14 protein-coding genes are annotated in these 13768 nt (G+C 72.1%); 9 read left to right on the top strand and 5 right to left on the bottom strand.

From position 1 onward, the window contains the following. Positions 1-56 precede the first annotated feature (56 nt). Positions 57-269, bottom strand: coding sequence for an acyl-CoA carboxylase epsilon subunit (locus tag ACIGW4_RS10760; protein WP_123455061.1), 213 nt, complete (start codon positions 267-269; stop codon positions 57-59). Between the two features lie 26 nt (positions 270-295). Further along, the gene (locus ACIGW4_RS10755) at positions 296-1900 is read right to left on the bottom strand and encodes an acyl-CoA carboxylase subunit beta (RefSeq protein ID WP_359589741.1); all 1605 of its coding nucleotides are present in this window, start codon (positions 1898-1900) and stop codon (positions 296-298) included. A 134-nt stretch (positions 1901-2034) separates the two neighbouring features. Here ACIGW4_RS10755 and ACIGW4_RS10750 point away from each other — a divergent pair, with 134 nt between their 5' ends. From ACIGW4_RS10750 to hutH, 5 genes are all read left to right on the top strand, one after another. Then, a complete protein-coding gene (locus tag ACIGW4_RS10750; RefSeq protein WP_399579765.1) occupies positions 2035-2880 on the top strand; it encodes a biotin--[acetyl-CoA-carboxylase] ligase in 846 nt (281 codons plus the stop codon). 286 nt (positions 2881-3166) lie between these two features. Continuing rightward, positions 3167-4312 carry an adenylate/guanylate cyclase domain-containing protein gene (locus tag ACIGW4_RS10745; protein ID WP_123455068.1) on the top strand — a complete coding sequence of 382 codons (1146 nt, stop codon included), beginning with the start codon at positions 3167-3169 and terminating at the stop codon, positions 4310-4312. 62 nt (positions 4313-4374) lie between these two features. Then, positions 4375-5163, top strand: a complete 789-nt coding sequence (locus tag ACIGW4_RS10740) for an enoyl-CoA hydratase/isomerase family protein (protein WP_399579762.1) — start codon at positions 4375-4377, stop codon at positions 5161-5163. Between the two features lie 169 nt (positions 5164-5332). Next, on the top strand, positions 5333-6493 hold the full coding sequence (locus ACIGW4_RS10735) for a GGDEF domain-containing protein (RefSeq protein WP_399579760.1): 1161 nt from the start codon (positions 5333-5335) through the stop codon (positions 6491-6493). A gap of 168 nt (positions 6494-6661) precedes the next feature. Further along, a complete protein-coding gene (hutH, locus tag ACIGW4_RS10730; protein WP_123455076.1) occupies positions 6662-8203 on the top strand; it encodes a histidine ammonia-lyase in 1542 nt (513 codons plus the stop codon). A gap of 145 nt (positions 8204-8348) precedes the next feature. Here the strand turns inward: hutH and ACIGW4_RS10725 are convergent, their stop codons facing one another. Then, complete coding sequence (locus ACIGW4_RS10725) at positions 8349-8627, bottom strand: LPXTG cell wall anchor domain-containing protein (RefSeq protein ID WP_123455078.1); 279 nt, start codon at positions 8625-8627, stop codon at positions 8349-8351. 111 nt (positions 8628-8738) lie between these two features. On the opposite strand from ACIGW4_RS10725, the gene ACIGW4_RS10720 reads away from it, so the two are divergent. Further along, complete coding sequence (locus ACIGW4_RS10720) at positions 8739-9074, top strand: hypothetical protein (protein WP_123455080.1); 336 nt, start codon at positions 8739-8741, stop codon at positions 9072-9074. A 203-nt stretch (positions 9075-9277) separates the two neighbouring features. Further along, a complete protein-coding gene (locus tag ACIGW4_RS10715; RefSeq protein WP_123455082.1) occupies positions 9278-10546 on the top strand; it encodes an Ig-like domain-containing protein in 1269 nt (422 codons plus the stop codon). 52 nt (positions 10547-10598) lie between these two features. On the opposite strand, the gene ACIGW4_RS10710 is transcribed toward ACIGW4_RS10715, so the two are convergent. Continuing rightward, complete coding sequence (locus tag ACIGW4_RS10710) at positions 10599-11465, bottom strand: helix-turn-helix transcriptional regulator (protein WP_123455085.1); 867 nt, start codon at positions 11463-11465, stop codon at positions 10599-10601. Positions 11466-11595: 130 nt separating this feature from the next. Between ACIGW4_RS10710 and ACIGW4_RS10705 the strand changes: the two genes are divergently transcribed. Together ACIGW4_RS10705 and ACIGW4_RS10700 are read left to right on the top strand one after the other, a co-directional pair. Beyond that, on the top strand, positions 11596-12639 hold the full coding sequence (locus ACIGW4_RS10705; protein ID WP_399579757.1) for an NAD(P)-dependent alcohol dehydrogenase: 1044 nt from the start codon (positions 11596-11598) through the stop codon (positions 12637-12639). 72 nt (positions 12640-12711) lie between these two features. Next, on the top strand, positions 12712-13074 hold the full coding sequence (locus ACIGW4_RS10700; protein WP_359589737.1) for a DUF1330 domain-containing protein: 363 nt from the start codon (positions 12712-12714) through the stop codon (positions 13072-13074). 27 nt (positions 13075-13101) lie between these two features. On the opposite strand, the gene msrA is transcribed toward ACIGW4_RS10700, so the two are convergent. Next, a complete protein-coding gene (msrA, locus tag ACIGW4_RS10695) occupies positions 13102-13764 on the bottom strand; it encodes a peptide-methionine (S)-S-oxide reductase MsrA (protein ID WP_399579754.1) in 663 nt (220 codons plus the stop codon). Positions 13765-13768 lie beyond the last annotated feature (4 nt).

The raw sequence follows: 13768 nt of genomic DNA, 5'->3' as shown, positions 1-13768 counted from the left end.
GTGCGAAAGGCCGGACCTCCCGCACAAGGGGTCCGGCCTCTCGCGTCATGCGACGGCTACACGGGCCAGTACGACCGCGCCCAGGCCCGCGGGCCCGGCCGCTGCCGCACCGCCCGCGCGATGCGGGAGGGATCCGACCACCCCTCCGGCACCGCCGGGCCGCCGGCCGCGGCGGACGCCGCCGCCGTGGCCGCGGCCCGGGCTTGGACCACCGCCAGTGCGGCGGCCAACTCCTCCGGAGTCGGGTTGCCTCGTACGACCTTGATCATGTCGGCTCCTTGAGGGTCCGGACGGGCTAGAGCGGGATGTTGCCGTGCTTCTTCGGAGGCAGGGATTCCCGCTTCGTACGGAGCTGACGCAGGCCCTTCACGATCTGCGGGCGCGTGTCCGACGGCAGGATCACGCCGTCGATGTAGCCGCGCTCGGCCGCCGTGTACGGGTTGAGCAGGGTGTCCTCGTACTCCCGGATGAGCCGGGCGCGGACCGCCTCCACGTCCTCGCCGTTCGCCTCCGCCTCCGCGATCGTCCGGCGGTGCAGGATGTTCACCGCGCCCTGCGCGCCCATGACCGCGATCTGCGCCGTCGGCCACGCCAGGTTCAGGTCGGCGCCCAGGTGCTTGGAGCCCATGACGTCGTACGCGCCGCCGAAGGCCTTCCGCGTGATGACCGTGATCAGCGGGACCGTCGCCTCCGCGTACGCGTAGATCAGCTTCGCGCCGCGCCGGATGATGCCGCCGTACTCCTGGTCCACGCCCGGCAGGAAGCCCGGCACGTCCACGAAGGTGAGCACCGGGATGTTGAACGCGTCGCAGGTCCGCACGAACCGCGCGGCCTTCTCCGAGGCGTCGATGTCCAGGCAGCCGGCGAACTGCATCGGCTGGTTGGCGACCACGCCCACCGGGAAGCCTTCGACCCGGCCGAAGCCGGTCACGATGTTCGGCGCGAACAGCGCCTGCGTCTCCAGGAACTCGCCGTCGTCGAGGACGTGTTCGATGACCTGGTGCATGTCGTACGGCTGGTTCGCCGAGTCCGGGATCAGCGTGTCGAGCTCCCGGTCCTCGTCCGTCACCCCGGTCTCCGCGGCCTCGGGGAAGGCCGGGGGCTCGGACAGGTTGTTCGACGGGAGGTACGAGAGCAGCGACTTCACGTACTCGATGGCGTCCTTCTCGTCACCCGCCAGGTGGTGCGCCACACCGGACGTCGAGTTGTGCGTCCGGGCGCCGCCCAGCTCCTCGAAGCCCACGTCCTCGCCGGTCACCGTCTTGATGACGTCCGGGCCGGTGATGAACATGTGCGAGGTCTGGTCCACCATCACCGTGAAGTCGGTGATCGCGGGGGAGTACACCGCGCCGCCCGCGGCGGGGCCGACGATCAGGGAGATCTGCGGGATCACCCCGGAGGCGTGCGTGTTGCGGCGGAAGATCTCGCCGTACATGCCGAGCGCGCTCACGCCCTCCTGGATGCGGGCGCCGCCGGAGTCGTTGATGCCGATGACCGGGCAGCCCGTCTTCAGCGCGAAGTCCATCACCTTGATGATCTTCTGGCCGTACGTCTCGCCCAGCGCGCCGCCGAAGACCGTGAAGTCCTGCGAGAACACCGCGACCGGACGGCCGTCCACCGTGCCGTAGCCGGTGACGACACCGTCTCCGTACGGCCGGTTCTTCTCCAGGCCGAAGTTGGTCGAGCGGTGCCGGGCCAGCTCGTCCAGCTCCACGAACGAGTCCTCGTCCAGGAGGAGGGCGATCCGTTCGCGCGCGGTCAGCTTGCCCTTGGCGTGCTGCTTCTCCACCGCGCGCTCCGAGCCGGCGTGCGTGGCCTCGTCGATACGGCGCTTGAGGTCCGCGATCTTGCCCGCGGTCGTGTGAATGTCGATCTCGTACTGCTCTGCCGGCTCGGACATCGGGATGCGGCTCCCTGCCTGGTCACGGGGGGTTCGTTGACTACGAATGGGCTACTGCTGGCCTACTGATCCGTAGAGTATCGACGGCGATACGGTTCGGCACTGCGGTCTTTGCCACACCTAGTCTGGCTTGCATGACGACCTCCCAAGGCTCCGGCGGACCCTGGTCCGACCTCGACCGGCCCCCGCTGAACACCTCCGCGCTGCGCCGCGCGCTCGTCCGCCCCGACAGCCTGTGGACCTCCCTCGACGTGGTCACCAGCACCGGCTCCACCAACAGCGACCTCGCCGCCCGGGCCGACGAACTGCCCGAGGGCGCGGTGCTCGTGGCCGAGGAGCAGACCTCGGGCCGCGGCCGGCTCGACCGCACCTGGACCGCGCCCGCCCGCTCCGGGCTCTTCCTCTCCGTCCTCCTCAAGCCCGCCGTGCCCGTCCACCGCTGGGGCTGGCTCCCGCTCCTCACCGGCGTGGCCGCCGCCACCGGACTCGCGAAGGCCGCCGGCGTCGACACCTCCCTCAAGTGGCCCAACGACGTCCTGGTTTCCGTCGGGGGCGAGGAACGCAAGGCCGGCGGCATCCTCGCCGAGCGGGCCGGCGCCGACGCCGTCGTGATCGGCCTCGGCATCAACGTCACCCTCCGGGAGGACGAACTGCCCGTCCCCGCCGCCGGCTCCCTCCTCCTCGCCGACGCGGTCTCCACCGACCGCGACACCCTCCTGCGGGCCGTCCTGCGCTCCCTGGAGCAGCGGTACGGCGACTGGGTGCGGGCCGACGGCGACCCCGCCGCCTCCGGCCTCCAGACGGCCTACGCGGCCGGCTGCGCCACCCTCGGCCGCCGCGTCCGCGCCGAGCTGCCGGGCGAACGCGTGCTGGAGGGCGAGGCCGTCGCCCTGGACGGCGACGGCCGCCTGGTCGTCGCCACGGAGGGCGGCGGCACGGAAGCGGTGGGAGCGGGCGACATCGTCCACCTGAGGACGTGACCCCCCGGTGGGGGCATGCGTTCCGCCCGGGGCGAGGGGGTCCCCCCTGCTCGAGCGAAGCCGAGAGCTCGGGGGAGGGTGGGCACACCGGAACCCGCCGCGCGCGACGCCCTCCGGGCCGCTCACCAGGGGGGCCGGGCGTGTCGGAGCCCGCACCACCGGGCACCCGGGAACACGGACGGCAGCCGTCCCGGCGTGACCGAGCACACAGCTGCCGTATCGTGGAGCGCGATCCAGGCGACAGATCGGCAGGACACGTGGGCAGGGAACGGGCAGGAGGCGGCCGGTGACCGCTGACGACGCGAACAACGGCGGCGGCGCCCAGCCGGAACCGCCGACGTACCCCACCCCCCACCACGAGGTCGACCACACGGTCGAACCGACCCACGACCCCCTCGCCATCCGCCTCGAACAGCTCATCCTCGGCGCGGACCGCCGCTACACCCCCTTCCAGGCCGCCCGCACCGCCGGCGTCTCCATGGAGCTCGCCTCCCGCTTCTGGCGGGCCATGGGCTTCGCCGACATCGGCCAGGCCAAGGCGCTCACCGAGGCCGACGTCCTCGCCCTGCGGCGGCTCGCCGGCCTCGTCGAGGCCGGGCTGCTCAGCGAGCCGATGGCCGTGCAGGTGGCCCGCTCCACCGGACAGACCACCGCCCGGCTCGCCGAGTGGCAGATCGACTCCTTCCTGGAGGGCCTCACCGAGCCGCCCGAGCCCGGCATGACCCGCACCGAGGTCACGTACCCGCTGGTCGAGCTGCTCCTGCCGGAGCTGGAGGAGTTCCTCATCTACGTGTGGCGCCGGCAGCTCGCCGCCGCCACCGGCCGGGTCGTCCAGGCCGCCGACGACGAGGAGATGGTCGACCGCCGGCTCGCCGTCGGCTTCGCGGACCTCGTCGGCTTCACCCGGCTCACCCGCCGCCTGGAGGAGGAGGAGCTCGGCGAGCTCGTCGAGGCCTTCGAGACCACCTGCGCCGACCTCGTCGCCGCGCACGGCGGCCGGCTCATCAAGACCCTCGGCGACGAGGTGCTGTACGCCGCCGACGACGCCGGCACCGCCGCCGAGATCGCCCTGCGCCTCATCGAGACGCTCAGCCACGACGAGACGATGCCCGCGCTGCGCGTCGGCATCGCCTTCGGCACGGTGACGACCCGGATGGGCGACGTCTTCGGCACCACCGTGAACCTGGCCAGCCGCCTCACCTCGATAGCCCCGAAGGACGCCGTCCTCGTCGACGGCGCCCTCGCGGAGGAGCTGACCAGGACGGGCGAGGCGCCCGCCTCGGAGACGGAGGCGGCCGAGGAGGCGACCCGCGCGGAGAAGGAGGGCCGCCGGGCCGCGACGTACCGCTTCGCGCTCCAGCCCATGTGGCAGCGCCCGGTCCGAGGCCTCGGCGTCATCGAACCCTGGCTCCTGAGCCGCCGTCCGACTTAGGATCTCCCGGTGAACGCCCGTTAACACCCGTTGACGGGCCCGAACCGGGAGGGTGTGCGGTCATGTCCGAGCAGCGCTTTGGCGAGTTCGTGGTGGTCCGGAAGGACGGTCACGTCGCGGAACTGGTCCTCGACCGGCCCAAGGCCATGAACGCCGTCTCCTCCGAGATGGCCCGATCCATCGCCGCCGCCTGCGACGCCCTCGCCGCCGACCCCGGGGTCCGCGTCACCGTCCTGACCTCCTCGAACGACCGCGCCTTCTGCGTCGGCGCCGACCTCAAGGAGCGCAACTCCTTCACCGACGCCGAGCTCGTCCGCCAGCGTCCGACCGCCCGCGCCGCCTACACCGGCGTCCTGGAGCTGCCGATGCCGGCCGTCGCGGCCGTGCACGGCTACGCCCTCGGCGGCGGCTTCGAGCTGGCGCTCTCCTGCGACGTCATCGTGGCCGACGCCACCGCCGTCGTCGGCCTCCCCGAGGTCTCCGTGGGCGTCATCCCCGGGGGCGGCGGCACGCAGCTGCTCCCGCGCCGGGTGGGCGCGGCGCGCGCCGCCGAGCTGGTCTTCACGGCCCGCCGGGTGGAGGCGGCCGAGGCCCGTGAGCTCGGGCTCGTCGACCTCCTGGAGGAGGACGCGCGGACGGCGGCCCTGGAGCTCGCCGGGCGGATCGCGGCGAACTCGCCGGTCGGCCTGCGCGCGGCGAAGAAGGCGATGCGGCTCGGCCAGGGCCTGGACCTGCGGGCGGGCCTGGAGGTCGAGGACGCGGCCTGGCGTTCGGTGGCGTTCTCGGGCGACCGGGCGGAGGGCGTGGCGGCCTTCAACGAGAAGCGGAAGCCGAACTGGCCGGGGGAGTGAGCCCCACCGGCCTCACCCGCCCCGGGGGCCGGTCGACCCCGCTCGCCTCGGGGGCGAGCCCCACCGGCCTCATCCGCCCCAGTAGGTGACTTTTACCGTTTCGTACCAAATGTGACTTACGGTGACGTCTCGGTAGGGAAAACGGATCAAACCTCCCTAAGCTGGAGGAATGGGTGAGGACGTACGGCTGCGGGCCGTAGTGGCGCTGGCGCAGGCGATGGCGGCGGCGCACACCCCGCGCGAGTTCTGGCGGGCGGCGGCGCTCGGGGCCCGCGCGGGACTCGACGGGAGCTTCGCCGCCCTGTCCGTCTGGGAGCGGGACCACGGCCGCCTCAAGGTCCTGGTGAACGCCGGGGACCGGGCCGTGGGCGAGGAGGAGTTCCCGGACTCGGAGACGTACCCGGTGCACCAGTTCCCCGAGATCACCGAGTTCCTGCACGAGCAGTGGGCGGGCGGCGGCGAGCCCGACGCCTGGGTGGAGACCGCCGCCGACCCCGTGCCGACCGGCCGGGTGACGGGGCTGCGGCGGCGGGGGCGCGGCTGCTGCGTGGTCGCCCCGATCGTGCTGCACGGGCGCGCGTGGGGGGAGCTGTACGTGGCCCGTCCGCCCGAGCAGAAACCTTTCAGCCGTGCGGACGCCGACTTCGCGACCGTCCTCGCGGCGGTCGTCGCCGCCGGCATCGCCCAGGCCGAACGCCTGGAGGAGGTCCGCAAGCTGGCCTTCACCGACCCCCTGACGGGGCTGGCCAACCGGCGGGCCGTCGACACCCGTCTGGACGAGGCCATCGAGCGCTACCGGGCGGACGGCTCCGTCGTGAGCCTCATGGTCTGCGACCTCAACGGCCTCAAGCGCGTCAACGACACCCACGGCCACGCCGTCGGCGACCGCCTCCTCGAACGCTTCGGCTCGGTCCTCTCCCGCTGCGGCGCCATGCTCCCCGGCGCCCTCGCGGCCCGCCTGGGCGGCGACGAGTTCTGCCTGCTCACCGTCGGCCCGACGGCGGACGAGGTCGTCGCGGTCGCCGAGGAGCTGTGCGTGCGGGCGGCGGAGCTGGAGCTCGGCGAGGGCGTGGCCTGCGGGGTCGCGTCCACCGGGGATCCCATCGGCCCGCTCAGGTCGGCCCGCCGCCTCTTCCGGCTCGCCGACGCCGCCCAGTACCAGGCCAAGGCCGACCGCTCGACGAAGCCCGTCGTCGCGGGCCGTGACGGCACGGTGATCCGGCTCGCGGACGCCCCTCCCGGGGCCCGCGACCGCCGCCGCTTCCGCGACGCCCCGGCGGCCGGTCCGCGCGCGGCGGAGCCGGACGCCCCGGACGGGGGGCGCCCGTAGGGGCGCGGTCCGGGCGGCGGTTCCGGCACCGCCCGGACGGCCTTCCGGCGCCCCTGCGGGAGGTCGGCGGCGAGGTTCGATCGGGTAAGGGGCCGCCCCGTGTGGGGACGGTGACAGAATCGGCTAGTGACATGTTGGTCTTCAGTCCGTAGGGTGCTGAATATGGATATGCAGACAGTCGTCCTCGGCACGTCCGGCACGACCCCGCAGGACGTCATCGACGTCGCCCGCCACGGCGCCCGCGTCGAGCTGTCGGCCGAGGCCGTGGCCGCCCTGGCCGCCGCCCGGGGCATCGTCGACGCGCTCGCCGCCAAGCCCGAGCCCGTCTACGGGGTCTCCACCGGTTTCGGCGCACTCGCCACCCGGCACATCAACCACGAGCTCCGCGCCCAGCTCCAGCGCAACATCGTCCGCTCGCACGCCGCAGGCATGGGCCCGCGCGTCGAGCGCGAGGTCGTCCGCGCCCTGATGTTCCTCCGCCTCAAGACCGTGGCCTCCGGATACACCGGCGTCCGCCCCGAGGTCGCCCAGACCATGGCCGACGTCCTCAACGCCGGCATCACCCCCGTCGTCCACGAGTACGGCTCCCTCGGCTGCTCCGGCGACCTCGCCCCGCTCTCCCACTGCGCCCTCGCGCTCATGGGCGAGGGCGACGCCGAGGGCCCCGACGGCGTGGTGAAGCCCGCCGGCGAGCTCCTCGCCGCCGCCGGCATCGCGCCCGTCGAGCTCAGGGAGAAGGAGGGCCTCGCCCTCCTCAACGGCACCGACGGCATGCTCGGCATGCTGATCATGGCCCTCGCCGACCTCGACACCCTCTACAAGTCGGCCGACATCACCGCCGCCCTCTCCCTCGAAGCCCTCCTCGGCACCGAGAAGGTCCTCGAACCCGAGCTGCACACCGTCCGCCCCCACCCGGGCCAGGCCGCCTCCGCCGCCAACATGCTGGCCGTGCTCAAGGGTTCCGGCCTCACCGGCCACTTCCAGGCCGGCGAGGCCCCCCGCGTCCAGGACGCCTACTCGGTGCGCTGCGCCCCGCAGGTCGCCGGCGCCGGCCGCGACACCCTGGCCCACGCCCGGCTCGTCGCCGAGCGCGAGCTCGCCGCCGCCGTCGACAACCCGATCGTGCTGCCCAGCGGCGAGGTCCGCTCCAACGGCAACTTCCACGGCGCCCCCGTCGCGTACGTCCTCGACTTCCTCGCGATCGCCGCCGCCGACCTCGGCTCCATCGCCGAGCGCCGCACCGACCGGCTCCTCGACAAGAACCGCTCGCACGGCCTCCCGCCGTTCCTCGCGGACGACGCCGGCGTCGACTCGGGCCTGATGATCGCCCAGTACACCCAGGCCGCCCTGGTCAGCGAGATGAAGCGGCTCGCCGTCCCGGCCTCCGCCGACTCCATCCCGTCCTCCGCGATGCAGGAGGACCACGTCTCCATGGGCTGGTCCGCCGCCCGCAAGCTGCGCACCGCGATCGGCAACCTCAACCGGATCATCGCGGTCGAGCTGTACGCCGCCACCCGCGGCATCGAGCTCCGCGCGGGCCTCACCCCGGCGCCCGCCTCGCAGGCCGTCATCGAGGCCCTGCGCGCGGCCGGCGTCGAGGGCCCCGGCCCGGACCGGTTCCTCGCCCCCGACCTGGCGGGCGCGGACGCCTTCGTACGCGAGGGGAAGCTGGTCGCGGCCGTGGAGCCGGTCACCGGCCCGCTGGCGTAACGACGGGCCGTACGTGAGTGAAAGGGCCGCCCCCGGCCTTCCGGGGGCGGCCCTTTCGCACGTACGGGAGGACGGTCACGGAAGGACGATCACGGGAGAACTACCCCGGGAAGACCACCCCGGGAGAACCGCCCCGGGCGGACCGTCAGAAGGCGCGCCCCCGGCGTCGCATCGCGAGCGTCACGAAACCCGCCCCGACCGCCAGGAAGGCCGTCCCGCCGAGCAGGTACGCGGTGGTGTTCCGCCCCCCGGTCTCGGCCAGGCGCCCGTCGTCCGTGAGGGACGTGAGGGGACCGTCCTGGGTGACCCCGATCCGCGCGCCGCCCCCCTGGTCGGTGGCGTTCGCGGTCGGCACGAACCACAGGGCGCACAGCAGCGTCCCCGCGGCGAGGGCGGTCAGCAGCAGGCGGCGGGTGGCGGACACGGAAATTTCGATCCCCCTTGCGGAAACCGCGAATTGGTCGGTACGCCGATGCTACGGAACACAGCGGGTCGTGGGAAAGCCGAGGCCCTCCGGCCCCCTACGCTCCGACCCATGAGCGCAACTGAGTCCACACGCTATGTCCGCCTTCGCGTCGATGTCGTCCTGGAGATCGACGGCCCCGCCGAGCTGACCGAGGCCGCCGAGGCCCGGATCGACGACGACGAGTTCATGCCCGAGGAGGAGCGGGCGCACGCGCGGGAGGCCGCGCGCGAGGACAGCGCCGAGGCCCTCGCCTACCTCGTCGAGCCCTTCGACCTGATCCGCGACGTCCCCGGGATCGAGATGGTCCAGGCCTCCTGGAGCAGCGAGGAGGTCGAATACGACCCCGATGCGCTGGAGTGGGACCTCGGCGAGGAAGATGGAGCCGGGGAGGACGACGACCGCTGAGGCGGGACTCCGCACGAGGCGCGGGCCCCGGGACACCGTCCCGGGGCCTTTCCGCGAGGCCGGGAACCGGACACGGGGCTCCGCGCGTGTGGGACGGTGGTGTTCCCCGTGGATCAGTGGCGTTGCCCACAAACCCTCCGGTCACGGAACCGTACGGGGTGTCATGGGCGTTCATAGAAGAAGTTGGCAGGGAACCGGCGACGATGGAGAAGCGTGTGATGACGGTCGGCAAGCGCCGCAGGAGCCTGGTGGCCGCGGCCGCGGTGCTCAGCAGCGTACTCGTGCTCTCGGCGTGCAACGACGGGGACAAGGACGGCAGTGCCTCCGGTTCCGCGACGCCGCAGTCACAGGCCCAGGTCGACGAGGCGGCCGCGCAGAAGACCTCCAAGGCGCAGATCACCATCTCGCCGAAGAACGGCGCCCAGAACGCCTCCATCAACAACGACGCCAAGGTCACCGTGACCGAGGGCAAGCTCACCCAGGTCACCATGACCTCCGCCGAGGGCGTCGCCGTCAAGGGTGAAATAGCGGCCGACGGGCTCAGCTGGAAGCCGAGCGAGCAGCTCGAGCGGGCCACGGTCTACAAGATCGCCGCCACCGCCACCGACGCGGAGGGCCTGGAGGCCCACGAGAACTCCTCGTTCACCACCGTCTCGAAGGCCAACAGCTTCATCGGCAACTTCACGCCCGAGGACGGCTCGACCGTCGGCGTCGGCATGCCGGTCTCGATCAACTTCAACAAGGCGATCACCCACCAGAAGGCCGTCCAGAGCGGCATCACGGTCACCTCCAGCTCCGGCCAGGAGGTCGTCGGGCACTGGTTCAACTCGACGCGTCTCGACTTCCGTCCCGAGACGTACTGGACCGAGGGCTCGACCGTCACGCTGAAGCTGAACCTCGACGGCGTCGAGGGCGCGGACGGCGTCTTCGGCGTCCAGCAGAAGACGGTCACCTTCAAGATCGGCCGCAACCAGGTCTCGATCGTCGACGCCGCCGCCAAGACCATGACGGTCCAGCAGGACGGCAAGACGATCAAGACCATCCCGATCTCCGCCGGCTCCCCGGAGAACACCACCTACAACGGTCAGATGGTGATCTCCGAGAAGTTCAAGGAGACCCGGATGAACGGCGCCACCGTCGGCTTCACCGACGACGACGGCAAGGGCGAGTACGACATCAAGGACGTGCCGCACGCCATGCGCCTGTCCAGCTCCGGCACCTTCATCCACGGCAACTACTGGGGCGCGCGGTCGATCTTCGGCAACGTGAACACCAGCCACGGCTGCGTCGGCCTCGCCGACGTCAAGGGCGCCGGCGACCCGAACCAGACGGCCGCCTGGTTCTTCGACCACTCGCTCATCGGCGACGTCGTCATCGTCAAGAACTCCAACGACAAGACGATCAAGCCCGACAACGGCCTCAACGGCTGGAACATGAGCTGGTCGGAGTGGAAGGCCGGCTCGGCCGCCTGACCCGCACGCACGTGACGAAGGCCCCCTCCCGCACCGGGAGGGGGCCTTCTCGTCATTTCCGTACGCTCGCGGGCTCGTCCACACCCCACTGCGCGAGCAGTCGCAGCGCGTCCGCCGACGGCGTCCCCGGCTCCGCGTGGTACGTCACGAGCACCAGATCCGGATCGTCCCCCGCCACCTTCAGCGACTCGTACGACAAGGTCATCTCGCCCACCAGCGGATGCCGCAGCCTCTTGCTCCCGTGCCCCTTGTCGATCACCGTGTGCGCCGCCCACAACGACCGGAACTCCTCGCTCCTGACCGACAGCTCGCCGACCAGCGCGAGCAGCTCCTTGTCGTCCGGATAGCACCCCGCGTACAGCCGCAGCGCGCTCACGACCTCGACCGCCTTGCACTCCCAGTCGACGTACAGATCGCGCGCGTTCGGATCGAGGAACATCATCCGGGCCATGTTCCGCTCGCCCGGCTCCCACGCGGCGAAATCGCCGAACAGCGCCCGCGCCATCCGGTTCCAGGCCAGGATGTCGCCCCGGCGGCCGAGGACGAAGGCCGGCACGCCCTCCAGCGAGTCCAGGAGCTGCGCGAGCCCCGGTCGGATCCGCTGCGGACGGGCGATCGCCGCCCGCTGCCGCTTCTTCACCGTCGGCTTCGCCAGATGCGTCAGATGCGCCCGCTCGGCGTCGCTCAGCCGCAGCGCCCGCGCGACGGCGTCGAGGACCTCCATCGAGACGTTCCGCCCGTTGCCCTGTTCGAGCCGGGTGTAGTACGCCACCGACACCCCGGCCAGCTGCGCCAGCTCCTCCCGGCGCAACCCCGGCACCCGCCGGTGCCGCCCGAAGTCGGGCAGCCCCACGTCCTGCGGCTTCAGCCGGGCCCGCCGGGAGCGCAGGAATTCACCGAGTTCGGCACTGAGGTCCATACGCCCCAAGTATCACCGGTCGCCCGGCACGGCCGGACGTACGTTCCTGACCCTGCCAGTGGTAGGCACACCGGTCGTAGGCAGAACAGGTGGCTGGGTGAGGCCGTACGGCTCGGGCAGGCTTGCCACCATGACCACCCACGTTCCCGCTTACGCCGCCCCCGCCGCCAACGCCCCGCTGGAGCGCACCACCGTGCCGCGCCGGCCCGTCGGCGAGCACGACGTCCTCATCGACATCAAGTACGCCGGCATCTGCCACTCCGACATCCACCAGGCCACCAACGGCTGGGGCGAGGGCATCTTCCCGATGGTCCCCGGCCACGAGATCGCCGGAATCGTCGCCGAGGTGGGCCCCGGCGTGACGAAGTTCCAGGTCGGCGACCGCGTCGGCGTCGGCTGCTTCGTCGACTCCTGCCGCGCGTGCGAGTACTGCCTGCGCGGCCTGGAGCAGTACTGCGTCACGGGCGGCACCGGCACGTACAACGCCCTCGACAAGAACGGCGAGCCGACCTACGGCGGCTACTCCACCCAGATCGTCGTCGACGAGAACTACACCCTGCGCATCCCCGAGGGCATCGGCCTCGACGAGGCCGCCCCGCTGCTCTGCGCCGGCATCACCCTCTACTCCCCGCTGGCCCACTGGCAGGCCGGCCCCGGCAAGAAGGTCGCGATCGTCGGCCTCGGCGGCCTCGGCCACATGGGCGTCAAGATCGCCCACGCGCTCGGCGCCGAGGTGACCGTCCTCAGCCAGTCGCTCAAGAAGCAGGAGGACGCCCTGAAGCTGGGCGCCGACCACTACCACGCGACGAGCGACCCGGAGACCTTCACCACCCTCCGGGGCACCTTCGACCTGGTGATCTCCACGGTCTCCGCGCCCCTCGACTTCAACGCCTACCTGAGCCTCGTCAAGACGGACGGCGCCCTGGTGAACGTCGGCGCCCCCGAGGAGCCCGTCTCCGTCGGCCTCTTCTCCCTCATCGGCGGCCGCAAGACCCTCGCCGGCTCGATGATCGGCGGCATCGCCGAGACCCAGGAGATGCTCGACTTCTGCGCCGAGCACGGCCTGGGCGCCGAGATCGAGCTGATCAGCGCCGACCGGATCAACGAGGCGTACGCACGCGTCGTCGCGAGCGACGTCCGCTACCGCTTCGTCATCGACACGGCGACGATCTGACCCACCACGGCGGCCGGGGCATGACGTCCGGGGTAATCGACCCGGCACGGCACGCCCCGGCACGCTTGCGGCATGACCGCATACGCCATCGGAAACCTGCACCCGAAGCCCGTCCTCGACGAGGAGGTCTTCGCCTACATGGAGCGCATCCAGGCCACCCTCGACCCCTTCGACGGCCGCTTCCTCGTCCACGGCGCCCCCGCCCGCGAGGTCCGCGAGGGCACCTGGCCCGGCGCCCTGGTGATCATCGGCTTCCCCACGTACGAGGCCGCCCGCGCCTGGTACGACTCGGAGCCCTACCAGGCCCTGATCCCCCTCCGCACCCGGCACATGGACGGCGACGTCCTCCTGATCGAGGGCACCCCCGACGGCTACGAGCCCGCGAGGACGGCGGCGTCCCTGCGCGCGGCGCAGGGCGGATCCCCGGCCGGCTGAGCGCGACCGAGACCCCGCCGAGGGCCCCTACCCGGCCTTCGCGACCCCGATCGGGCAGGACAGCCCCGTGCCGCCGATGCCGCAGTAGCCCGCCGGGTTCTTGTCCAGGTACTGCTGGTGGTAGGCCTCCGCCGGGTAGAAGGGGCGGGTCTCGTCGGCCGGGAGGACGTGGGTGGTGATCTCGCCGTAACCGGACGCCGTCAGGACCTTCTGGTAGGCCTCGCGGGAGGCCTCGGCCCGCTCCGCCTGCTCGGGGGAGTGGGTGTAGACCGCCGAGCGGTACTGGGTGCCGACGTCGTTGCCCTGGCGGAAGCCCTGGGTGGGGTCGTGGGACTCCCAGAAGAGCTTCAGGAGCGTCTCGTACGACACCTTCGACGGGTCGAAGACGACGCGGACGACCTCGGCGTGCCCGGTCAGGCCCGAGCAGACCTCCTCGTACACCGGGTTCGGCGTGTGGCCGCCCTGGTAGCCGACGAGGGTCGTCCAGACGCCCTCGGTCTGCCAGAACTTCCGCTCCGCGCCCCAGAAGCAGCCCAGCGCGAAGTCGGCGACCTCCAGGCCCTCCGGGTAGGGGCCGAGGAGCGGGTTGCCGAGGACGGTGTGGCGCTCGGGCACGGAGAACTCCGGCTCGGGACGGCCCCGCAGGGCCTGCTCGGGAGTGGGGAGGACGGGGGTCCGGGACAGGAACATGCTG

It is taken from the genome of Streptomyces sp. NPDC053513 (assembly GCF_044544765.1).
GTDB classification, from domain to species: Bacteria; Actinomycetota; Actinomycetes; order Streptomycetales; family Streptomycetaceae; genus Streptomyces; species Streptomyces litmocidini.
The sequence above is the reverse complement of the archived record's forward strand: the minus strand, read 5'-3'. Positions and strand labels throughout refer to the sequence as shown.